This is a genomic window from Dietzia sp. SL131 (genome assembly GCF_026672565.1).
In the GTDB taxonomy this organism is placed as follows: domain Bacteria; phylum Actinomycetota; class Actinomycetes; order Mycobacteriales; family Mycobacteriaceae; genus Dietzia; species Dietzia kunjamensis.
In genome coordinates, this window is record NZ_JAPPRI010000003.1 from 958,350 (window position 1) to 981,110 (window position 22,761).

Genomic DNA, 22,761 nt, shown 5'->3' on the forward strand with positions numbered 1-22,761 from the left:
GGCACGGCCGGCCGCGCCGGAGACGCGGCCGGTCCTAGCCGAGCGCGTCGATCTCGACCTCGCTGCCCCTGGCCACCACCCGGCCGGGCAGCGGGGTCTGGCCGTAGACGATCCCCCTCGACGTTCCCGAGTCGATGGTGGCCTCGAGCCCGGCGTCCTGCAGCGTCCGGCGCGCGTCGGAGGCCCGCGAACCCAGCACCACCGGGACGGTCACCGCGTCCGACGGGACGACCCGCAGCACCGCGTTCGTCGGGTCGAGCCGGGTCCCGGCGGGCGGATCGGTGCGCACCACGCGGCCGTCGGAGATCTGACGATCGGTCACGGGCGATTCGCGGACGATCGTGAACCCCTCGTCCTCGAGGATCCCGGTCGCCTCGTCGAGGGGCACATCCCGGAGGTCCGGCACGGTCAGTGCATTGGAGACGAGCAGGACGACCCCGTCCCCGCGGGACACGTCGGTTCCGCTGTCCGGGTCGGTGCCCACGGCCGCGCCGCCGTCCACCTCGTCGTCGTAGACCCGTCTGACCTGTGACACGGTGAGGCCCGCGCCCTCCAGGGCCGCCCGCGCCTGGTCCTCCTCCAGGCCCACGACCTCGGGGACGGCGACGGGTGCGGGGCCGGAACTGGTCACCATGGCCACCCGGGTGCCCACGTCGACGGTCGTGCCCGCGCCCGGCTGGAGCGAGACCACCTGGCCGACGGGTACCGAGTCCGAGTACTCGTTCCCGCCCCGGACCGGTTCCAGTGAGTTCTCCCGCAGCGCTGCGGACACGGCGTCCACCGACCTGTCGGCGCCGACCTCGGGCACCACGGGGCGACCGACGGACACCAACACATCGACGGTGTCGCCGCGCGGCACCCGCTCGCCCGCCGCGGGGTCGGTGCCCACCAGCGCGGACGGGGGGACGTCGTTGCTGAAGGCGTCGCGGGTCGCGGCGGCCAACCCGACGGCGTTGACCGCCTCGGTCGCCTGCCCCGCCGACATACCCTGAACCGACGGCACCTCCACGAACCGGCCGGAACCCAGCCACCAGCCGGCCACGGCTAGGCCGATCGCGGCGGCGAGCACCACGATGAGCCACAGCATGCCGCGCTGGCGGCGGGGCCGGATGACGTCCCGGTCGGGCGCGGGCTCGATGCCGCCGGGGGGATAGTGGCCCGATCCCGCGCCGTGCCAGTGCGCAGGAGCAGGGCCGGCCCCCGCTCCCGCCCCGGGACCCGCCGCCGCCGGGGCCACCATGGTGTCCACCCGCGTCGGCGTCGGCCCGTCGCCCCGGCGCAGCGCCTCCCCGCTCTCACGGTCGGCGGCGTCGAACTCGGACTCCCCGCCCGGGGTGGCCCGCGCGGCGTTGGCCCGCGCCCGCGACCACGAGGACTGCCGTGGTGCCGGGACGACATAGTCGGGGAACCGGCCGATCCTGGCGGCCTGGTCCAGGTCCCGCAGCATCTCGCCGGCGTCGGCGTAGCGGTCCTCACGGCTGCGTCGCGTGGCGCGCAGGATCAGGTGGTCGAGGTCCTCGGCCACGGTGTCGGACTGGTCGGACGGGGCCGGCACGTCGGTGTCGAGGCGACGGTAGGCCACGGCGATGTTGTTGTCACCGCTGAACGGTGGCTCCCCGGTGAGCATCTCGTAGGCGAGAACGCCGAGGGAGTACAGGTCGGACCGGGCGTCGGTGTCGGCGCCGGAGATCTGTTCGGGGGACAGGTAGGCCGCCGTGCCCATCACCACGCTGCTCGAGGTGGCGCGGGACTCGGCCACCGCCCGGACCAGGCCGAAGTCGGCGAGTTTGACCGCGCCGCTGCCGGAGATCAACACGTTCTCGGGCTTGATGTCGCGGTGCACCAGCCCGGCCTGGTGGGCCTCCCGCAGGGCGCCGAGGAGCGGACGCAGGACGGCGGCCGCGGCGTACGGGGGCATGGGGCCGCGCTCGTCGAGCAGTTCCCGCAACGTGCCACCGGGCACGAGTTCCATCACGAGGAACGCGGTGTCGGCCTCGACGCCCTGGTCGAACACCTGGACGATGCCGGAATCCGACAGGCGGGCCACCGACCTGGCCTCGAGGGTGAAGCGGTCCACGAACGCCTTGTCCCCGGCGAGGGTCGGATCGAGCAGCTTGACGGCGACGTGGCGGTCCAACCGCTCGTCGGTGGCCAGGTGGACGGTGGACATCCCGCCGCGGGCGATGACGGCGTCGAGCCGGTATCGCCCGTCGAGCAGTGTTCCTGGGCCGGGGGGCTTCCCGTCGTAAGTGCTCATGTCGTCCATTCTGCCCCTCCCGTCCCGTCCGCGGTACGTCCCGAGCGGACGGGGTCCGTAGCCCGACGCCGTCGGCCGCGCCGGCACCGCCGGTGGGGCCCGGGTGCGCCCGTGGGACTAACCTGGGTGGCGTGAGTACTGTTCCGCACGCCGACGACGTCCTGCCCGCCGACGTCGAGACCATCAACCTCCCCGCGGTGTCCGAGCGCCTGGGCATCCCCGTGACCCGCGTGCACGATCTCCTGCGCGACGGGACCCTGCTCGCCGTGCGGCGAGCGGGCATCGTGGTGGTGCCGGCGACCTTCCTGGATGACGACGACGAGGTCGTGCGCTTCCTGCCCGGGCTGGTCGCGGTCCTGCGGGACGGCGGCTACCGGGACGAGGAGATCCTGCGGTGGCTGTTCGCCGAGGACGACAGCCTGCCCGGCCGGCCGGCCGACGCGCTACACGGTCACCGCGCCCGCGAGGTCATGCGGCGCGCCCAGGCGATGGCGTTCTGACCCCGGCGGTGGCGCGCCGCCACCACCAGACCGCGGCGAGGGCTGCCGCGAGGGCCGCCCCGACGAGCGCGGGGCTGTAGAGGCTGGTCGACCCGTTGGGTCCGATCGCCATCACGAGGAAGACGGTCACCGCAACGACGGCTGTGGTGGCGCGTCGACCGGGTCGGGCGGCGACCCAGAACGCCGCCACCCACACGTAATACCAGGGCCAGGCCAGCGAGTTGAGGATGACGAAGGCCAGCAGCGCGACCATGATGCCGCGGAGCGCCGAGCGGGTGTCACGCCGGTGGAGCCACCACACCACGACGAGGGTGACCCCCAGGACCACGCGTCCGACGCGGCGGGCGACCGCCAGGACGTCCTCGAATCCGGGGGTGTCGACCACGGCGTGGACCAGGTGCGCCGCGGCGGTGGGCGCGCTGAGGTAGTTGATGACCCGGTCGGAGACGGAGATCGCGTCCAGCCAGCCGAACCCGGTGCCCGAGGCGAGGGTCGCCAGGGCGAACGCGACGGCGGCGGCCCCCGCCGCGGCCCCGGTGTCGACGAGGGCGCCGACGAGGGGGCGGCGCGCCCCGATCGACGTCCGCCGTCGGTCCAGGGCGATCCACAGCAGGAACGGCGCCACGATCACGGCGGTGGCCTTGAACGCCACCGCGATCCCGATCGCCGCCCCGGCCCACGCGTAGCGCCGGTCGAGCGTGAGGACCACGGCGCCGACGCATGCCACCAGCGGGAAGATCTCGTTGTGCAGCCCGCCCGCGAAGTGGATCACGGACAGCGGGGAGGCGCCCGCCATCCACACCGCGGCGCCGGCGTCCACCCCGGCGCGGCGGGCCAGGGCGACCACGAGCGCGACGAGCCCGGCCAGTGCGGCGAGTACCACCACCCCGAGGATGACGATCCCCACCGCCGGGTGGCCGCCGGACAGCGCCACGACGACGCGCATGAGCAGCAGGTGCAGCGGGCCGTACGGGGTCGCGGTGGACTGCCAGTCCGGGCTGACCTCGTCGGTGAAGGGGCCGGGGTTGGCCTCCGGTCCGTGGTGGTACGGGTCCACTCCCGCGGCGCTCATGGCGCCCTGCGCCAGGTAGGACCAGGCGTCGCGGCTGAACAGGGGGACCGCGGGCAGCATCGGCGCCGACCACAGGGCCGTGGCCCACACGGCGTCCCGGGTGGGGAGGCGGCCCGAGACCGCCCGGGGGCCGAGCGCGAGCCACGAGGTGACCAGCAGCGCGACGCCCGCCCAGCAGAGGATGAGGGCGAGGACCTCACCGTGGCCGAACGTGTACCCGGGCAGCCCCACCGCGACCGCGACGCCGCCGTCCACGGGCAGGGCGCCCGCGCCGAAACCGGCGATGGTGAGCAGGACCGAGCCGAGGACGCCGCGCCACAGCGCCGGACCGGAGGGACCGGTCAGGGCGGCGCGGGCCGAGGCGGTCGTCGCGGTGGTCGCCCGGCGGATCCGCGACGATGGTGATGACGACAATGGCGACGACGACGAGGTGGTCGCCTCCGGCCGGGGGGCGGACGCTCCGAGCACGGATCAGGCCCGCCTGCGGGTCGCGGCCTCCGCCAGTGCGCGCAGTGTGTCCCGCCCGTGGTCGCTGATCGCATCGGAGGCCACGGCGTCCAGGGCGCGGGTGGTCAACGCGTCGATCTCGGCCTCCACCGAGACCACCGCACCGGACTCCACGAGGATGCTGCGCGCGCGTTCGAGCGTGGCCGCGTCGGGTTGCGTCCCGAGAACTCCGAGGAGGAACTCGGCGTCCCGGCGGGGGGCGAGGGCGGTCGCACGGGCGAGCAGCAGGGTGCGCTTGCCCTCCCGCAGATCGTCCCCGGAGGGCTTGCCGGTGACCTCCGGGTCGCCGAACACGCCCAGCATGTCGTCCCGCAACTGGAACGCCTGGCCCACGGCCACCCCGAACTCCCGCAGGGCCGAGACGGTCTCCGCCCCGGCACCCGCCAGCTCGGCGCCGATGTGCAGTGGCCGCTCCACCGTGTAGGCCGCGGTCTTGAAGCGGTTCACCCGGGCCGGGGTGAGCTCGTCGGTGGCGCCCGAGGCCTCGGCGAGGATGTCGAGCATCTGCCCCGACAGGACCTCTGTCTTCATGGCGTACCAGGGACCCAGCGCGCGGGCCAGGGCCTCGGGGGGTACCCCGGAGGTCACGAACATCTCGTCGGCCCACGTCAGGGCCAGGTCGCCCACGAGGATGGCCTGGGAGACGCCGTAGCGGGCCGCGTCCCCGTCCCAACCCTCGTTGCAGTGCGCGGCCTCGATCGTCCGGTGGACGGTGGGGCGGCCTCGCCGGGTGTCCGAGGCGTCCACGATGTCGTCGTGGACCAGCGCACAGGCCTGGATCAGCTCGAGGGCGGCGCAGGCGGTGACGACCTCGTCCGGGGCGGGAGCGTCCGTGTCGCTCGCGGCGGCCCAGCCGGCCAGGGCGAACCGCGGTCGCATCCGTTTGCCGCCGTCGAGGACGAAGTCGGAGAGCAGGCCGGCCAGGCGGTCGACCCGCTCGTCTATCCCCGCCACGACCGTGCGCCGTTCGTCGATGAGTCGGCGGAGCGCGTCGAGGACGCGTTCTCCGTCGTCGGGGCGAGTCGCCGAGACCACGGGCACCATCCCTTCCGGGCGCCGGTGTCCGGCCGCCCTCGTCGCCGACGATCCTAGTCGTCGGGCGGCGGCCGGACGTGGTGCGCGTCGGGCTACCCTGGTCGGGTGACCCAGCTACCCGACTCCGACCCGACGGACGGCGGCCGGCACCCGAGCATCGTGGAGCGGATCGCGACGTCGACCACCCCGAGGGTTCCGTTCTCCGTCGAGTTCTACCCGCCGCGAGACGAGGCCGCCGAGGACCGACTCTGGCGCGCCGCCACCGTGTTCTCCGACCTCGGGGCGGCGTTCGTCTCGGTCACCTACGGGGCCGGCGGATCCACGCGGGACCGGACCGTCCGGGTCGTCGAGCGGCTCGTCCGTGAGACCGACCTGCTGCCGATCGCGCACCTGACGGCGGTGGACCACACGGTCGCCGAACTCACCGACATGATCCGCATGTACGGCGAGGTCGGGGTGTCCAACATCCTCGCCCTGCGCGGGGACCCGCCCGGGGACCCGCTGGGCGAGTGGACGGCTCACCCGGAGGGGCTGCACTACGCCGAGGAGCTCGTCCGTCTGATCCACGAGGTGGGGGGCTTCCACGTCGGGGTGGCGTCCTTCCCCGAGGGGCACTACCGGGCCCGGGACCTCGAGCACGACTCCGAGATCCTGGTGAACAAGCTCCGGGCCGGCGCCGAGTACTCGATCACCCAGATGTTCTGGGACGTGGAGCACTACCTGCGCCTGAGGGATCGCGCCGTCGCCGCCGACCCGGAGCAGGGCGCCAAGCCCATCATCCCCGGACTCATGCCGGTCACGAGTCTGCGGCAGGTCCAGCGGATGGTCGAGCTCTCGGGCTGCGCCCTGCCCGACGACCTGGCCGAGCGGCTCCGGACCGCGGCCGGGGACGGGCCCGAGGAGAACCGGGCGGCGGTCCGTGAGGTCGGGATCGATCTCACCACCCGCATGTGCGAGCGACTGATCGCCGAGGGTGTCCCGTGCCTGCACTTCAACACCCTGAACTTCTCCAAGGCCACCCACGAGGTCCTCACCAACCTGTCGATGGCCCCCGCCCCCGGGGTGGCGGCCGGCAGGATCTGATCCGCCCCGGTGGGGGTGCGGCTCGGGTCAGCGCACCAGCCGGTCGGCACGGGCCCTGGACGTCCGGGCGGCCAGGATCGTCCCGATGGACACCAGCAGGGCGGCGCCGATCCCGACGATCATCCACACCGCGAACCCACGTGCGGCCGGGTCGGGATACGACGACGAGGCCTGCATCCGCGTGATGGACCCCGGAGCCGGGGACCAGCTGACGGAGTTGCCGGCCCCGATGGTGCCGTTGGTCTCCTTGATGCGGTTGGGGAAGGTCAGGTCGACCCGGGTGGTCGCCGTCTCGGCGCGGTCGGCGGGCAGCAGGGACAGGTCCACCGATCCGCTGAACGACACCGTGTCGCCGCTGCGGCGGAAGCCCAGGCTGTACGGCCGTGCCCCCTCGATGTCGATCGCGAGGGTGAGGGTGTCGACCTCCGCGAACGTCAACTGGGTGAAGTAGATCTCGCGGCCGGTGAAACCGTCCGCTGAGTAGGGGGTGATGCGCACCTTCTGCTCGAGCCCGGACGGCGTGGTGATCCGGTCGAGCGCGGCCGCCTGAGCGGGCTGGTCACCCGCCACGAGGATCCGGCCGGAGACGGTGTCGTCCTTGCGGACGCTCATCTGGGCGTTCAGCTGGAGGCACCCGGACAGGAGCACCAGGAGGGTGGCCAGGGCCGTGAGGCCCGCCAGTCGCCGGGGCAGTCGGGAGCGGCCACTGCTCGTGGGGGCGTTCGCTGTCGGATGGGGCGGGGTCACGGCGGTCATTGTGCCCGTGATCCCCGCCGTCGCCGCGCCGACCTGCCGAGTCGGCGGGTCACGAGCCGCGCCACCGTCCTGCCGCTGGTCCCGATCACACCGCCACCGGGGTGGGTCGAGGCCCCCGCCAGGAACACGCCGTCGGCCCCGGGCACGGCGTGACCGCGCAGATCGGGGTGGGGACGCATCGGCAGCATCTGGTCGAGGGACATCTCCACGTGCATGACGTTCCCGCCGATCAGCCCGAGTTCGGTCTCCAGGTCCTCGGGGGTCTGGACGTGACGGTGGACGATCGAGTCGGCCAACCCCGGCGCGAAGCGGTCCGCGACGGCGATGATCCGGTCGGCCTCCGCGGCGCCCTCCTCCGACCAGCCACGGCCGTCGGCCAGGTGGCGCGGGTGCCACTGTGACCACAGTGTCAGCTCGTGGCGGCCCTCCGGAGCCAGCGAGGGGTCGAGCGCGCTGAAGCTCATCGCCAGGACGGCGGGATCGGCGTCGAGGCCGCCCGCGGCGGCGACGCCGTAGCGGCGATCGAGGTGCCGTCGGTCCGTGACGAGCAGTTGCAGGCCGTGGGCGCTGGTGCTCGTGGGTACGCCGGGATACGTGGGCAGTGCATCGGTCCCGAGTCTGACGGCCATCCCCAGTCCGAAACCGGGCCTGATCCGCCGCCGCCACCCGTCCAGCGTCGCCGCCGGGAGTTCGCCGGCGAGGAGGTCCAGGGTCGTGTGGACGTGGCAGGCGGCGACGACGGCCGAGCAGTACAGGGATCGTCCGCCCTCGGTGTCGACGCGCCACCCCGAACCGGAGCGCCGGATCGAGGTGGCCCCGGCACCTGCGGTGACCGTCCCCCCGTGCGCCCGGACGGCGGCCGAGAGGGACTCCGCGAGCGCGCCCGAACCGCCGATCGCGCGCCCCGGCGGGATCCGGTGCATCAGGGCGGCGAACCCGATCATGGGGGCTGTGGCGGGGTGGGACATCGGCGGTCCCGACTGCGCGCCGAACCACGACAGTGCCGCCTTGAGGCGCTCCGAGGTGAACATCGCGTCCAGCAGCGCGTCACCGGAGGACAGGAAGGTCTGGACCGCGCCGAACGGATCGCGCAGGTCGTCGGCCCCGAGGAACGCCGAACCGAGACCCGGGGCGGTGGGGCGGACCGCGAACCCCTTCATCATCCGTCCCGCCAGGACGTCCCACCGGCGGACGAACTCCCGGTACGCGCCGGCGTCGGCCTCACCGCAGGCCGCGGCGATGCTGGCGCACGTGGCGTCGAGGTCACGGTGGAAGACGATCGGTGGCGCGTCGGATCTCGGCGGGGCGGGCGCGAAGCCCCACGGGTCGCAGTCCACGTAGCGCAGTCCGTGGGCCTCCAGCCCGAGCTCTTCCGGGATCCCGGTGTGGCGGATCATCAGATGTGCCGAGGACCCGCGGTCGGTGCGGTGGCCCGGGTACCGTTCGACCGTCGACGTGGCGCCGCCGATCACCGTGTCCCGTTCGACCACGTGCACGTCGAGCCCGGCGCGGGCGAGATAGGCGGCGCACACCAGTCCGTTGTGGCCGGAGCCGACCACCACCACGTCATGCCGGGGGGTCACGTCCGATCTCCGTTCCCGGCGAGCGGTAGCGATCGGGCCAGGACGGCGAACGGTCTCGCGTCCCCCTGGAACCGATACGAACGCAGCACATCGGTGAACCCCAACGACCGGTACAGGCGCCAGGCCGCGTTGTCCTCGCCGTCGACCTCCGGGGTCGACAGCAGCACCGTGCTCTCCGGCCGGTCGGCCAGGAACGTCCTGACGAGGGTCGCGCCGATGCCGCGCCCCTGCAGTCCCGGCGAGACGTGCAGCTCGGTCAGTTCCACGTAGTCGGGCGGGAGCTCACGGTCCCGGTCCCGCAGTCCCCGGGAGACCTGGTCGTACCACCACTGCCCGGGAGCGCCGTGATAGCCGTAGCAGATGGCGACGAGCTGCCCCCGGGTCTGACCGAGCAGGCGTCGGCGCGGGGCCTCGAACGCGGCCACACCCGACCAGCCGTCCCGGTAGCTGTGCTCCATCCACGCCGCGGCCCGGGAGCGGACCACCTGCGGCGGGTAGCCCATGGCGTCGACGTAGACCCCCAGAGCCTCGGGCAGTCGGTCTCGGAAGTCGGCTGCGTCGAGCCGGGTGATCACGGTGTCCATCCACCCCATTTGATCACGGGCGCGGATACGGGGCGTCCGGATGTGTCGTACCCCGGCGATACCGTGCGCGCAGAAGGGGAGGTGCAGGAGAGATGGACACCAGGAACAGGATGCGGACGGCCGGCGGGGGAGCGGTGGGAACCCTCGGACGGGCGAGCCGTGCGGAGCTGCACCGTGGGCGCGCGATCGCCGCCGCTGCTCCCTCCGAGCGGTTCCTCGAGTCGTACCGCGCCGCGAGGTACGCGGCCGGGGCCCTGCTGGCCCCCGGGCCGCGGCGGCGCGGTCCCGCGGACGTCTGGCACCGGCTCGCGGCGGAGGTGCCGGAGCTGGAGCGGTGGGCGACCGCCTTCAGTGGGTACTCCGCTCTGGCGGCGGCGGTCGAGGACGGGCTCCCGCGTACGGTCTCGGATCGGATGGCGGACGATTTCCTGTGGGCGGTGGGACGGTTTCTCGACCTGGTGGACGAGCGGTTGGGGGTCCTCGGCCCCGCCGCCTGAGGAGCCGGGCGGTGAGACGGGGGAATCCTCAGGTGTCAGAGGGGAATCCCGGTGGTACCCGCCGCGTTGCCCTCGTATGATGGGGGGAACCCTGACCGGCTGATCCCCATCCACGGTTGGTGCGAACCGACCGAGCCGGCCGCGCTCGTTCGTCACGAGCATCTGAAGGAGGTCGAAGTGCCCCTGTCCGAGCACGAGCAGCGCATGCTCAAGGAAATCGAGAGCGCGCTCTACGCCGACGACCCGAAGTTCGCGTCGTCTGTCCGAAAGACCGGTGCGACCGGTGCTCGTCGTCCGGCGGGCCTGGTGGTCGCGCTGGCGATCCTCGGTGTGGCGCTTCTGATCGGCGGGCTCGCCCTCGACTTCAAGCCCGGCGGCTTCCCGGTACTGAGTCTCGTCGGGTTCCTGGTGATGTTCGCGGCGGGTGTCCTCGCGCTGCGGTCCACGCCGTCGCACGGCGCCGCCGGCGCCAAGGGCACCGGCGGACCCCGGGTCCCCGGCACCGGGCGGACATCGGCCAAGCCCGCCGACGGGCGGAACTACTCCTCCCGCATGGAGGACCGCTTCCGCCGACGGTTCGACCAGGAGCCCTGACCGGCCCGTCCCACGGCCTTTCGACGAAGGGGTGAGCGCACACGCGCTCACCCCTTCGTCCATTTGTCTGACGCTCTCGGGCCGGCAGCCCAGAGCCCATCGCGACCCGGAACGTCCGTCCCCGCCGAGATGCCGGCGCTCCGTCCTTCCTCCCCACCACGCCCCACCCGTGCTCCCCACCACGCCCCACCCCTCCTCCCCACATCTCCCCACAGGGGCCGGCTCGGCTGCCACGTGAGTCGTCTCGAGTCACATGAGTCCCAAAAGACTCGCGGAAGTGGGCTCCCTCCGGGCTGTTGATCCGGTGTCGGGACGGCGACGGCAGGGTCCCTATGGCCACTGAACTGCGGTGACGCGAGGCGGTGGGGCGAAGTGGGGCGCAGGCCTTGTTTGTGGGGCGTTGTGGGGTAGAGTGGGGCACGCAAGGAGCTCGATGGGCCTGGACCCCAGGAGGTGGCGGGTGACCGACACCGATCTCGTCGACTCCGGACGTGAACGAGCCTTCGTCGGGTACGGGACACACCGTCCCAAGCTCGACGACAAGGGGCGGCTGACGATCCCCGCCAGATTCAGGCCAGGCCTGGCGGACGGGGTGGTGGTGTGTGGGTGGTTCACCAACACGCTCTCGGTTTTCCCTGAGGACGAGTTCGACGCGCTGGTCAGAAAGGTCCGGCCGACCGCCAACCTCAGCGAGAGGCACATGGCGTTCTTCCGGCTCCTGGTGAGCGGCGCGGAAGTCCAACAACTGGACTCGCAGGGACGGATCTCCATCCCGGCGAGTCAGCGGAGCTACGCGGGTCTGGACAAGGACTGCGTCGTCAACGGCCTCGGGGAGCGTCTCGAGGTCTGGGACGCCGAGGCGTGGGACCGCTACAGCGAGGAGAACCTACCCGTGTTCTCCGAGATGGAGGGCACCTCGCTCGGGATCGAATTCTGATCCGGGGAGAGGACGGACACGAGCAAGCGAGAGCACGACGGACGGAGCCCCCCGGCCCCTGCCCGGCACCACCCTGACGTACTTCCCCAACGCCAGGTGGGTACCGGACGGGGACCAGGGGGCTCCACCACAACCGGAGCACCGACGACTTCCGGACGCGAGGAGGCGAGATGGCAGACGAGTCCGACGCCGACCGCGACGCCACGCGCTCCGGGCACATACCCGTCTTCCTCGAGCGGACCATCGAGTTCTTCCGGCCCGTCGTCGAGGCGGCCGCGCAGGACGGCCGCGTCCCCGTGATCGTGGACGGGACCCTCGGGCTCGGGGGGCATTCCTCCCACCTGCTGGCCGAGTTCGGTGAGCTGCGCATCCTCGGCGTCGACCGTGACCCCGAGGCCCTCGAGATGGCGACCCGTCGCCTCACGGCCTACCGCGACCGGTTCACGCCGGTTCACGCCCGCTTCGACGATTTCGACCGCGTCGTGGCGGCCCTCCCCGGGGAGTCCCGGGACGAGGCGGGCCCCGCGATCGACGGGATCCTGCTCGACTTCGGTGTCTCCTCCATGCAGCTCGATGTGGCCGAGCGAGGTTTCGCGTACTCCGTCGACTCCCCGCTCGACATGAGGATGGACCCCACCACCGGCCCCACCGCGGCCGACATCCTGGCCGAGTACCCGCGTGACGACCTCGCCCGCGTCCTGCGCGTCTACGGCGAGGAGCGATTCGCGCGACAGATCGCCGCAGCGATCGTCCGCCGCCGGGACACCGACCCCGTCGTGACCAGCTCCCAACTCGTCGAGCTGCTCTACGACACCATCCCGCAAGGTGCCCGCCGGACCGGCGGACACCCGGGCAAACGCGTGTTCCAGGCCCTGCGCATCGAGGTCAACGCCGAGCTGGAGGCCGTGGAGAACGCGGTGCCCGGATACCTGGACCTGCTCCGCCTCGGCGGCCGTGCGGTGTTCATGTCCTACCACTCCCTCGAGGACAAGATCGTCAAACGCGAGCTGGCCACGCGGACCGCATCGCGGACTCCGGCGGGCCTGCCCGTGGAGCTCCCCGGTCACGGCCCCGAGTTCGAGGCGATCACCCGGGGAGCGGAGAAGGCCTCACAGGAGGAGATCGACCACAACCCGCGCTCGGCCTCGGTGCGGGTGCGGTGTGTCCGGCGTATCGACGGGAGAACCCCATGACGAGCACGATCGACACGCCCGGCACCGCCGGCGGGCTCGACACCCGCCCGGCGACGACACCGGGTGCCGACGCGCCCGCACCCGCGGGACGGCCCGTCGGCCTCCGACGCAAGCCCGTCACCCGCTCGGTTCGCGGCCGCCGGACCGTGGTCGTCCCGGCGGAACGTCTGAGTCCCGCCGAGCTCGCCGCGAGGGTTCCCTTCGTCGTCGTCCTCCTCCTTCTCATCGGCGCGGGGGTGGGCGGCACCCTCCTGCTGTCCGCGCAGACCACCCAGGACACCTACGACCTCAAGAACGCCCGCGACGCCAATGTGGAGTTGGTGGAACGGATGGAAGCTCTGCAGGCGTCCAACGAACGCGCCCGGTCCGCCGAGGTGCTGGCGCAGCGCGCGGAGAAGCTCGGCATGGTCGGAGTCGCCAGCGCACCCATCCTGACCAGGGGATCGGACGGCGTGCTCGAGATCGTCGGCGAGCCCGAGGCGAAGCTCGGCGCGCCGATCAAACCTCTGCAGCCCGCTCCGGTAGCGTCCGGACCGTCGAGGTCGTCCGACCGGGACGGATTCGACGCCCCGCCCGCGCAGGCGCCCCAGGACCGCACGCCCCGCGGGGTCGCCCCCGTTCCCTATCCGCCCCTCGCAGCCCCTCCGTCCCCGGTCACCCCACCGCCCGCCATGGTCGAGTCCGCCCCACCGGCTCCCGCCCCACAGGCGGACCCCGCGCCCGACCTCGTCCCGCCGGCTCCGGCACCGCCCGGTGAGGACGCCGCGACCCTCGCCCCGGTGCCCGGACCGCTCTTCTAGACACCCGAACCCCGAAAGGCCCGCTGGAGATGACCGAACGACGCAGCCCGGGAACGGGCGCCCGGGTCCCCTCGGGCGCCCCGCGCGGCACCGCGCCGGGAGCCGGACGGCCACCGAACCGGTTCGGCAGGGTCCTCACCGCCTCGGCGACCGAGCGACGCTTCACCTTCATGCGCTCCGCCTTCGCGATGATCATGGTCATCGCGCTCGTCAAGCTCTTCTGGGTGCAGACCCTCGGGGGAACGGAGCTCGCGGCCCGCGCCGAGAGCCAACGCCAGGTCCACGAGGTCCTGCCCGCCACGCGGGGAGCGATCGTCGACCTCAACGGCGACCCCATCGCGTTCACCCGCGAGGCCCGCGATCTGTCGATCCAGCCGCTGGTCGAACAGCGCAACGCCGAGGTGCGACGGGAGCTCGACAGCACCAAGCCCACCTGGGACGAACTGGTCGAGGAGATCGCCGACGAGTTCGAGACCGTGCTCGGTGACGCCGTCGACCGCGACGAGATCGAGGCCAAACTCACCTCGGAGGGTGGCTTCACCTATCTCGTCCGCAACGTCGACGTCACGCTGGCCAACGCCATCACCCGCGATTACCCCATGATCGGGGCCGAGCGGGTCGACATCCGTGAGTACCCGGGGGGCGCGCTCGCCGCGAACGTCGTCGGTGCGACGACGAAGAGCGACGAGGGCAAGCTGATCGGGCTCCAGGGCATCGAGGCACACTTCAACGACGAACTGGACGGGGAGGACGGGCGGCAGACGTTCGACCGGGCCCAGGACAACACCGTCATCCCGGGCACCCTGCGCAACGTGACCGAGCCGCGCGACGGCGACACCATCCGCCTCACCCTGGACGCGGACCTGCAGTGGCACGTGCAGAAGGCCATCCAGACCGCCAAGGACACCTCCGGAGCCGAGACCGCGTCCGCCGTCGTGCTCGATGCGCGCACCGGTGAGGTCCGCGCGATGGCCAACGACAACACGTTCAACCCGGCCGTCGGGGTCGCTGCCGAGCTCGAGCGGGGGGCGGACCTGGGCAACCCGGCGATCACCTCGCCGTTCGAACCGGGCTCCGTGCAGAAGATCATCACCGCCGCCGCCGCGATCGAGGCGGGGCTGACCGATCCGAACGAGGTCCACTCCGTGGACGGCAGCATCCGCATGGAAGGTGTCACCGTCTCCGACGCGTGGCAGCACGGCCCCACCCCGTACACCACCACCGGCATCTTCGGGAAGTCCTCCAACGTCGGCACACTCATGCTCGCCCAGCGGGTGGGCAAGGAGCCGTTCTCCGAGTACCTCGACAAGTTCGGCCTCGGCCAGCGCTCGGGGATCGAACTCGCCGGGGAGTCCGAGGGTCTGGTGCCCGACCTGCAGAACTGGCAGGGCGGCACCTTCGCCAACCTGCCCATCGGGCAGGGCCTGTCCATGACCACCCTGCAGATGGCGGGCATCTACCAGACCATCGCCAACGACGGTGTCCGCGTGCCGCCGCGGATCGTCGCCGAGCGCGTCGGCCCCGACGGCGAGCGCACCGAGACCGAGCGTCCCGAAGGTGAGCGGGTCATCAGCACCGAGACCGCCCGCACGGTGCGGGACATGTTCCGCTCCGTCGTGCAGTCCGAGGGCACCGGCCCGCAGGCCGCGGTCGCCGGCTACCAGATCAGTGGTAAGACCGGCACCGCGCAGCAGATCGACCCCGGGTGCTCCTGTTACTCCAACTCGCGCTACTGGATCACCTTCTCCGGCATCCTGCCCGCCGACGACCCGCGGTATGTGATCGCGATCATGCTCGACGCCCCCTCGCGCGGCGTGCTCGGGGCCTCCGCGGCCCCGCTCTTCCACGACATCGCATCGTGGCTGGTCAATCGCGACAACATCCCGCCGTCCGCCCCCGCGCCGGAACTGGTCCTGCAGGCGCGGTGATCAGCGTCCGGCAGGGTAGCGTGTAGCGGGTTCACGGGAGGGTAGCGAGCAAGGAAGGCGGGGCGAGGACAGGCGATGACGACAGCGCGAGAGCTGGCAGACGCGGTGCGGGCCACCCTTCTCGGCGACAGGACCCGGGGTGGTGACGACCTCGTGGGTGCAACGATCCGCGCACAGGACTGCGGCCCCGGGATCCTCTTCGCGGCACTGCCCGGCACGCGGGTCCACGGCGCCTCGTTCGGCGCCACCGCGATCGAGGCGGGCGCCGACGCCGTGCTCACCGACCCCGAGGGTCTCGAGATGATGGCCGCCGTGGCCGACCGGGTCCCCGTCCTCGTGCATCCGGACCCCCGATCCGTCCTCGGCGCGGTGTCCGCGGCGGTCGCGGGAGACCCCTCCGCCGCACTCGACGTCGTGGGGATCACCGGGACGTCCGGCAAGACCACCACCTCCTACCTCGTCGAAGCCGCGCTCGAAGGCGGCGGCCATGTCGCGGGCCTCATCGGCACCACCGGGAGCCGGGTCGACGGTCGGGCGCTGCCGAGTCGCCTCACGACCCCCGAGGCCCCCGAGTTCCAGGCCCTCCTGGCCCGGATGAGGGATGAGGGGGCCCGCGCGGTCGCGGCCGAGGTCTCCAGCCACGCCCTGCGGCTCGGGCGCGTGGACGGCACCAGGTTCGCCGTGGGTGCCTTTCTCAACCTGACCCAGGACCACCTGGATTTCCATCCGAGCATGGACGACTACTTCCGTGCCAAGTGCCGTCTGTTCGACGCCGAGGCCGACCCGGGGTCCGCGGTCCGCCCCGCCGAGCGGGCCGTCGTCGTGGTGGACGACGACTGGGGCCGGAGACTGCTCGGGATGCGGCCGGACGCGGTCACGGTCTCCGCCGAACCCGGGGCCGACGCGGACTGGACGGCGGGGGAGTCCGCGACCACCGATCGCGGCACCCAGACCTTTACCGTGCACGGCCCCCGCGGGCTGACCGCCGACGTCGAACTACCGCTGCTCGGCCGGTTCAACGTCGCCAACGCTCTTGTCGCACTGGCCGTCGTCGATGCCCTCGGCTCGGACGTGGCAGGCGCGGCGGCCGGTCTGGCGCGCGTCCGGGTCCCCGGCCGGCTCGAGCCCGTCGTGCGGGGCCAGGACTTCCGGGTGCTCGTCGACTACGCCCACAAGCCCGGCGCGGTCGCGGCGGTGCTCCGGTCGGTCCGCGCGCAGACCGAGGGCCGCATCGCCGTGGTCCTCGGTGCCGGTGGCGACCGCGATCCGGGCAAGCGCCCGCTCATGGGCGCCGCCGCCGCCGAGGTCGCCGACCTGGTCGTGGTCACCGACGACAACCCGCGCAGCGAGGACCCGGCCGAGATCCGCGCGGCGGTCCTCGCGGGCACCGAGTCCACCGCCGGTGACGACACCCTGATCGAGGAGGTCGGTGACCGGGGAGCGGCGATCGCGACGGCGATCGACTGGGCCCGCACCGGGGACGTCGTCGTGATCGCCGGCAAGGGCCATGAGACCGGTCAGGAGAGGAACGGGACCGTGTTCCCGTTCGACGACCGCACCAGAGCCGCCGAAGAACTCATCAGACGACTCGGATACGCCGCCCCCACGGGCGAGACGGAGGACAACGCACCATGATCGACCTCACCCTCGGCGAGATCGCCGGGATAGTCGGCGGTCGGTTGGTCGGTGGAGACCCCGCGTCGGCCGTCACCGGTTCCGTGGAGTTCGACTCCCGCCGGATCGGGGAGGGCGGGCTGTTCCTGGCCCTGCCCGGGGAGCGCGTCGACGGTCACGACTACGTCGCCCGCGCCCTCGACGCCGGGGCCGCCGCGGCACTCGTCGCCCACGAGGTGGACGGGGCGGACGGCGCGCAGATCGTCGTGCCCGCGGTCGACCGGAGGCAGACCAACGCCATGGCGCTCGCCGCGGACACGGACGGGTCCGGCGCGTCGGTGCTCGCCGCGCTCGGCGCCCTCGCCCGCGCGAGTGTCGACCGGCTGGTCGCCGACCACGGTCTGGTCGTGGTGGGGGTGACCGGTTCGTCCGGCAAGACCAGCACCAAGGACCTCATCGGCGCCGTGCTGTCCGAAGCCGGCACTGTCGTCGCGCCACCCGGATCGTTCAACAACGAGATCGGGCATCCCTGGACCGCGCTGCGCGCCGACTCCGGCACCGACTTCCTCGTCCTGGAACTCAGTGCCCGTGCGCCCGGGAACATCCGCGAGCTGGCGGCCCTGGCACCGCCCCGGATCGGCGTCGTGCTCAACGTCGGCACCGCACACCTCGGCGAGTTCGGCTCGCGAGAGGTCATCGCCGACACCAAGGGCGAACTCGTCGAGGCGCTCCCGGACGCCGCCCACGGCGGGGTGGCCGTCCTCAACGCCGACGACGAGCGGGTCCGGACCATGGCCGGACGCACCGCCGCGGAGGTGGTCTCCGTGGGGGTCGAGGGATCCGCGGACGTCCGTGCGGAGCGGGTACGGCTCGACGACGAGGTACGCGCCTCCTTCCGCCTGGTCACCCCGCGGGGTGAGGCCGATGTGGCGCTCCGTGTGCACGGGGAGCACCAGGTGGGCAACGCCCTGTCGGCGGCCGCGGTGGGTCTCGCGTGCGGGATGTCGGTCGAGCAGGTGGCCGCCGCCCTGGGGACCGCGGAGGCCGCCTCCGTACGCCGGATGGACGTACGGATGACCGCCGATGGCGTCACCGTCGTCAACGACTCGTACAACGCCAACCCCGATTCGATGCGGGCCGCGCTGAAGTCCCTGGCCGTCATGGCCCGCTCCGGCGGCGGCCACCGGCGGACCTGGGCGGTGCTGGGGGAGATGGCCGAACTCGGCGAGGACGCGGTCACCGAGCACGACCTGCTCGGGCGTTTCCTCGTCCGCCTGGACGTGTCCCAGCTCGTGGTCGTGGGCCTGGGCCGCCCCCAGCGTGCGCTGTTCCAGGGCGCGATCCAGGAGGGCTCGTGGGGTTCCGAGGCGGAGCACGTCGCCACCGCCGAGGAGGCCGTGGCGATCCTGGACGAACGCGTGGAGCCGGGCGACATCGTCCTGGTCAAGGCCTCTGCTGCCGTCGGTTTGTGGAGCGTCGCCGAGCACCTGCTCGCGTCGCGTGGTGAGGAGAACCAGTCATGACCCAGATCATGATCGCAGGCATCGTCGCCTTCGTCGTGAGCATCTTCCTCACACCCCTGCTCATCATCTACTTCCGGCGCAAGGGCTACGGCCAGGAGATCCGTCTCGAGGGACCGCAGTCCCACATGAGCAAGCGCGGCACGCCCAACATGGGTGGTGTCGCGATCCTCACCGCCGTGTGGCTCGGGTACATCGTCGCCGGGGTGATCGGCCAGGTCACGGTCGGCGGGGGCGGGTTCACCGCCTCGGGCGTGCTCGTGCTCGGTCTGGCCACCGCGCTGGCGGTGGTGGGGATGGTCGACGACGGCCTCAAGGTCTTCAAGCGCCACAACAAGGGCCTGGGCATCCTGTCCAAGACCGCCGGCCAGGTCCTCGCGGCCCTCGCGTTCGGCATCCTCGTGCTGCAGTTCCGCAACAACGACGGGCTCACCCCCGCCAGCACGTCGTTGAGCTACGTGCGGGACTTCGTCGCGGTGAGCTTCCCCGTCGTCGTCTTCCTCGTCTTCATCGTCGTCCTCGTCTACGGCTGGTCCAACGCGGTCAACTTCACCGACGGCCTGGACGGCCTCGCCGCCGGCTCCATGGCGATGGTGATGGGCACCTACGTGGTGTTCACCTTCTGGCAGTTCCGCTACTCCTGCTTCTCCACCGCGGAGGGCGTCGACCTGTCGGGCTGCTACCAGGTCCGTGACCCCCTCGACATCGCGGTGGTCTGCTCGGCGGCGCTCGGCGCCTGCCTGGGCTTCCTGTGGTGGAACGCGGCCCCGGCCAAGATCTTCATGGGGGACACCGGGTCGATGTTCCTCGGCGGCATCGTCGCGGGCGTGTCCGTGGTCTCTCGCACCGAGCTGCTCATGGTGGTCGTGGGCGCCGTGTTCGTCATCGAGTTCGTCTCGGTGCTCATCCAGGTGGCCGCCTTCCGCACCACCGGGCGTCGGCCGTTCCGCATGACCCCCATCCACCACCACTTCGAGAACGGCGGCTGGGCCGAGACCACGGTGACCATCCGGTTCTGGCTGCTCGTCGCGATCTCCTGTGGTCTGGCGATCGCCCTGTTCTACGGCGACTGGCTCGCGAGCTCGACGGGATGACCGACATGACCCACACCGCAGGTACCGCCGGCACGGCGGCCGACGCCGGTCCCGACGTGCGCGAGCTGACCGGCTCCCGCGTGCTGGTCCTGGGCGCGGGCGTGTCCGGCCCGGGCGCGGTCCGCATCCTCCACGCGCTGGGCGCCGAGCCGGTCGTCGCGGACTCCCGTCCCGAGGCCATCTCACGACTCCGAGAGGCGCTGCCCGACGACATCGGGTGTGCGGGCGTCGACCTCGACCGCGCAGCCGAGCTCCTCGACGGATCCGATGGTCCGGGCCGTGTCGACCTCGTCATCACGAGCCCGGGCTGGCGGCCGCACTCGCCGCTGCTGCTGGCCGCCGCCGACGCCGGGGTGCCGGCGTGGGGTGATGTCGAACTGGCCTGGCGGGCCGACGCCGCCGAACTGTTCGGGCCGCGACGCACCTGGCTCGCGGTGACCGGCACCAACGGCAAGACCACCACCACCTCGATGCTCGAGGCCATCTGCCTGGAGGCCGGGATGGCCGCGCGCGCCTGCGGGAACATCGGGCTGCCGGTGACGGACGTCCTGCTGGCCGAGCCCCGCGTCGACGTGCTGGCGGCCGAGCTGTCCAGCTTCCAACTGCACTGGGCGCCGAGTTGCCGCCCGGACGTCGGGGTGGTGCTCAACGTCGCCGAGGACCACCTCGACTGGCACGGCTCCATGCAGGCCTACGCCGAGGCCAAGGCCCGTGTCCTCACCGGCCGCGTGGCCGTGGCCGGCGCCGACGACGAGATCGCCGCGCGCCTGCTCGCCGCCGCGCCCGCCCCGACCGCGATCGGGGTGCGCCTCGGTTCGCCCGGTCCGGGGAGTGTGGCGTCGTCGACGGCGTTCTCACCGCGCGGATCGGCGGTGGTGACGAGGACGACGACGAGGTGGCGCTGCTGCCCGCAGCGGACGTCCGCCCGGCCGGGCCCGCGGGCGTGCTCGACGCGCTCGCCGCCTCGGCCGTCGCCCTCTCCGTGGGCGCGCGACCCGAGCACGTGGCCGAGGCCCTGCGGGGCTTCACCGTGGGCGCCCATCGCGCGGAGCCGGTCGACACGATCGACGGGGTCGCCTACGTGGACGACTCGAAGGCCACCAACCCCCACGCCGCCCGGACCTCGCTGCTCGCGGGCGGGACGATGGTGTGGATCGCCGGGGGCCTGCTCAAGGGCGCCGACGTGGAGCCGCTGGTCGCCGAGGTCTCGGGCGTGCTGCGCGGCGTGGTCCTCATCGGCCGCGACCGTGGGCGGATCGCCGAGGCATTGGCCCGACACGCGCCGGCGGTGCCCGTTGTGGAGCTGGCCTCGGGAGACGATGACGATGCCGCGGGTCCCGACGAGCCGCAGCAGACGATGGACCGGGCGGTCGCCGAGGCCGCACGGATGGCCACCGGAGGCGACACCGTGTTGCTCGCCCCCGCGGCCGCGTCGATGGACATGTTCACCGACTACGGTCACCGCGGGCGCAGCTTCGTCCTCGCCGTGGGCCGCGTGGCCGGGAGGTAGGGCAATGGCAACCGACAAGGCAGCGCGCCAGAAGCCGGCGCGTGAGAAGCCGGTGCGTGAGAAGACACAGCACGAGCGCGCGGCCACCGAGACGCGACCGGACCTGCTCGGGCGGATCGCCGCACCCCTGGCCGCCATCAATCGCGCGCCCCTGACCTCGTACCACGTGGTCATGGTGGTCACCGCCCTGCTCACCGTCATCGGATTGGGCATGGTGCTGTCCAGCTCCAACGTGCTCGCCTTCTCCGGCGGCGGCACGCCGTTCGACATCTTCCTGCGCCAGGCGCTCTTCGTCCTCATCGGCTGGGTCGGCTTCGTCACCGCGCTGCGCGTCCGCATCGAGCTGGTCCGGGCCGCGGCGTTTCCGCTGCTGCTGGTCGCGATCGGACTGCTCGTGGCCGTGCTGATCCCCGGGGTCGGGTCCGAGATCAACGGGTCGAAGGGTTGGATCGACCTGGGGCTGTTCTCGATCCAGCCCGCGGAGATCGCCAAGTTCGCCTTCATCCTCTGGGCGTGCTCGGTGGTCGCCAAGCGGATGCGCACGGGGTACTGGCTCGATCTGCTCTTCCCGGCCGTGGTCGGCTACCTCGTTGTGGCGGTCCTCGTCGTCGTCGCCCCCGACCTGGGCATGGCCACTGCGGTGACCATCGCCTTCCTGTGTGTGCTGTGGTTCTCCGGGTACCCCACCCGGCACTTCGTGTGGGTCATCGCGGTCGGCGTCGTGGTGTTCGGCGTACTCGCCGTGGCGTTCGCCTACCGCTTCGAGCGGATCCGGACCTACTTCGACACCTTCCGGGGCGATTTCTCCAACCCCCAGGGCGCGGCCTACCAGTCGTACCAGGGCATGCTCTCGCTGGCCGACGGCGGATTGTTCGGCGTCGGGCTGGGGCAGTCCAGCGCCAAGTGGTTCTACCTGCCCGAGGCCACCAACGACTTCATCTTCGCGATCATCGGCGAGGAACTGGGCTGGTTCGGGGCCGCGGTCGTGGTGTCGCTCTACCTCACCCTCGGGTGGGTCGGCATGCGCGTCGCGCTGCGGTCGGTCGACCCGTTCCGGCGCCTGCTCGCCGGCACCGTCACCGCGACGATCGTCATCCAGGCCTTCATCAACATCGGGTATGTGGTCGGCCTGCTGCCGGTGACGGGTCTGCAGCTGCCCCTGATCTCCAACGGCGGCACGTCGGCGGTCGTCACCCTGACCTCGCTCGGGCTGCTCGCCAACTGTGCCCGCCACGAGCCGGAGGCCATCTCCGCGATCCTCAGCTCCCCGTCGCGGCGCCGGCGCAGCTGGCTCGCGCTGCCCGACCCGCGGCCCTACACGCCCGAGCGGCCGGTCCCGGCCTCCGCCACGCCCGGACGGTCCAGCGCCGGCACCCGCCGGTTCGGGGACCCGGTGACCAGGCCGCAGCCGCCGCGGACCGGCGGTCCCGCCCCACGCGACAGGTCCGCGGGCGCCCGCCGTACGGCCCAGCCCGCCCCCGTCCCGCGGCCGCCCCGGGGACCCCGAGGCCGCCGGCGTACGAGACGATGCCCATCCCCGCCGAGGCCGCGCGGGACCGTCGTCGCGGCGCCACCGCGATGACCGGCCGCACCGCCCGGCCCGTGCGCGGACGGGAGGCCGAGCGTCGCCAGCCGCGTCGCCCGGCCCCTGACGCCGGCTCCCGACAGAGCCCCGGCGCGGGTCGCCCGAGCCCGAT

At 72.6% G+C, this 22,761-nt stretch carries 18 protein-coding genes and 1 pseudogene; 13 read left to right on the forward strand and 6 right to left on the reverse strand.

What is annotated here, in order from left to right:
* Positions 1-34: 34 nt before the first annotated feature.
* A complete protein-coding gene (gene pknB / locus OVA21_RS05320) occupies positions 35-2,257 on the reverse strand; it encodes a Stk1 family PASTA domain-containing Ser/Thr kinase (RefSeq protein ID WP_240341428.1) in 2,223 nt (740 codons plus the stop codon).
* Positions 2,258-2,388: 131 nt separating this feature from the next.
* Here pknB and OVA21_RS05325 point away from each other — a divergent pair, with 131 nt between their 5' ends.
* A complete protein-coding gene (locus OVA21_RS05325; RefSeq protein ID WP_067713740.1) occupies positions 2,389-2,757 on the forward strand; it encodes an Rv2175c family DNA-binding protein in 369 nt (122 codons plus the stop codon).
* Here OVA21_RS05325 and mptB read toward each other — a convergent pair.
* Both mptB and OVA21_RS05335 read right to left on the reverse strand, forming a co-directional pair.
* Positions 2,726-4,297, reverse strand: a complete 1,572-nt coding sequence (gene mptB / locus OVA21_RS05330; RefSeq protein WP_254050475.1) for a polyprenol phosphomannose-dependent alpha 1,6 mannosyltransferase MptB — start codon at positions 4,295-4,297, stop codon at positions 2,726-2,728. The two genes, OVA21_RS05325 and mptB, sit on opposite strands and share 32 nt — an antisense overlap.
* A gap of 3 nt (positions 4,298-4,300) precedes the next feature.
* Positions 4,301-5,380, reverse strand: a complete 1,080-nt coding sequence (locus OVA21_RS05335) for a polyprenyl synthetase family protein (protein WP_096905654.1) — start codon at positions 5,378-5,380, stop codon at positions 4,301-4,303.
* Positions 5,381-5,476: 96 nt separating this feature from the next.
* On the opposite strand from OVA21_RS05335, the gene metF reads away from it, so the two are divergent.
* Entirely contained in the window at positions 5,477-6,454 is a 978-nt protein-coding gene (gene metF / locus OVA21_RS05340; protein WP_096905653.1) for a methylenetetrahydrofolate reductase [NAD(P)H], read from the forward strand.
* Between the two features lie 27 nt (positions 6,455-6,481).
* Here the strand turns inward: metF and OVA21_RS05345 are convergent, their stop codons facing one another.
* From OVA21_RS05345 to OVA21_RS05355, 3 genes are read right to left on the reverse strand one after another with little or no spacing between them, the layout of a single operon-like run.
* Positions 6,482-7,210 (reverse strand): LppM family (lipo)protein, encoded by a 729-nt coding sequence (locus OVA21_RS05345; RefSeq protein WP_096905652.1) that lies wholly within the window; start codon positions 7,208-7,210, stop codon positions 6,482-6,484.
* Positions 7,207-8,793: a phytoene desaturase family protein gene (locus tag OVA21_RS05350; protein ID WP_096905651.1), complete on the reverse strand. Its 1,587-nt coding sequence runs from the start codon at positions 8,791-8,793 to the stop codon at positions 7,207-7,209. The genes OVA21_RS05345 and OVA21_RS05350 overlap by 4 nt, the downstream gene beginning before the upstream one ends.
* Positions 8,790-9,377 (reverse strand): GNAT family N-acetyltransferase, encoded by a 588-nt coding sequence (locus OVA21_RS05355; RefSeq protein WP_096907272.1) that lies wholly within the window; start codon positions 9,375-9,377, stop codon positions 8,790-8,792. Before OVA21_RS05355 ends, OVA21_RS05350 begins: the two co-directional genes overlap by 4 nt.
* Positions 9,378-9,469: 92 nt before the next feature.
* Here OVA21_RS05355 and OVA21_RS05360 point away from each other — a divergent pair, with 92 nt between their 5' ends.
* The 11 genes and pseudogenes from OVA21_RS05360 to ftsW all read left to right on the forward strand — a co-directional run bounded on the left by OVA21_RS05360 (position 9,470) and on the right by ftsW (position 22,646).
* A complete protein-coding gene (locus tag OVA21_RS05360; RefSeq protein ID WP_067713753.1) occupies positions 9,470-9,874 on the forward strand; it encodes an SAV_6107 family HEPN domain-containing protein in 405 nt (134 codons plus the stop codon).
* 177 nt (positions 9,875-10,051) lie between these two features.
* Complete coding sequence (locus tag OVA21_RS05365; protein ID WP_096905650.1) at positions 10,052-10,468, forward strand: DUF3040 domain-containing protein; 417 nt, start codon at positions 10,052-10,054, stop codon at positions 10,466-10,468.
* Between the two features lie 460 nt (positions 10,469-10,928).
* Positions 10,929-11,405: a division/cell wall cluster transcriptional repressor MraZ gene (mraZ, locus tag OVA21_RS05370; RefSeq protein ID WP_096905649.1), complete on the forward strand. Its 477-nt coding sequence runs from the start codon at positions 10,929-10,931 to the stop codon at positions 11,403-11,405.
* A 170-nt stretch (positions 11,406-11,575) separates the two neighbouring features.
* Positions 11,576-12,598: a 16S rRNA (cytosine(1402)-N(4))-methyltransferase RsmH gene (rsmH, locus tag OVA21_RS05375; protein ID WP_096905648.1), complete on the forward strand. Its 1,023-nt coding sequence runs from the start codon at positions 11,576-11,578 to the stop codon at positions 12,596-12,598.
* Complete coding sequence (locus OVA21_RS05380; RefSeq protein WP_096905647.1) at positions 12,595-13,398, forward strand: hypothetical protein; 804 nt, start codon at positions 12,595-12,597, stop codon at positions 13,396-13,398. Before rsmH ends, OVA21_RS05380 begins: the two co-directional genes overlap by 4 nt.
* A gap of 29 nt (positions 13,399-13,427) precedes the next feature.
* On the forward strand, positions 13,428-15,326 hold the full coding sequence (locus OVA21_RS05385) for a peptidoglycan D,D-transpeptidase FtsI family protein (RefSeq protein WP_096905646.1): 1,899 nt from the start codon (positions 13,428-13,430) through the stop codon (positions 15,324-15,326).
* Between the two features lie 75 nt (positions 15,327-15,401).
* The gene (locus OVA21_RS05390) at positions 15,402-16,961 is read left to right on the forward strand and encodes a UDP-N-acetylmuramoyl-L-alanyl-D-glutamate--2,6-diaminopimelate ligase (protein ID WP_096905645.1); all 1,560 of its coding nucleotides are present in this window, start codon (positions 15,402-15,404) and stop codon (positions 16,959-16,961) included.
* Positions 16,958-18,463 (forward strand): UDP-N-acetylmuramoyl-tripeptide--D-alanyl-D-alanine ligase, encoded by a 1,506-nt coding sequence (locus OVA21_RS05395; RefSeq protein ID WP_096905644.1) that lies wholly within the window; start codon positions 16,958-16,960, stop codon positions 18,461-18,463. The genes OVA21_RS05390 and OVA21_RS05395 overlap by 4 nt, the downstream gene beginning before the upstream one ends.
* The gene (gene mraY, locus OVA21_RS05400; protein ID WP_067713775.1) at positions 18,460-19,554 is read left to right on the forward strand and encodes a phospho-N-acetylmuramoyl-pentapeptide-transferase; all 1,095 of its coding nucleotides are present in this window, start codon (positions 18,460-18,462) and stop codon (positions 19,552-19,554) included. Before OVA21_RS05395 ends, mraY begins: the two co-directional genes overlap by 4 nt.
* A gap of 5 nt (positions 19,555-19,559) precedes the next feature.
* A pseudogene (murD, locus tag OVA21_RS05405) lies at positions 19,560-21,064 on the forward strand (UDP-N-acetylmuramoyl-L-alanine--D-glutamate ligase).
* 4 nt (positions 21,065-21,068) lie between these two features.
* Complete coding sequence (ftsW, locus tag OVA21_RS05410; RefSeq protein WP_268091954.1) at positions 21,069-22,646, forward strand: putative lipid II flippase FtsW; 1,578 nt, start codon at positions 21,069-21,071, stop codon at positions 22,644-22,646.
* The last annotated feature ends 115 nt before the right edge of the window (positions 22,647-22,761 follow it).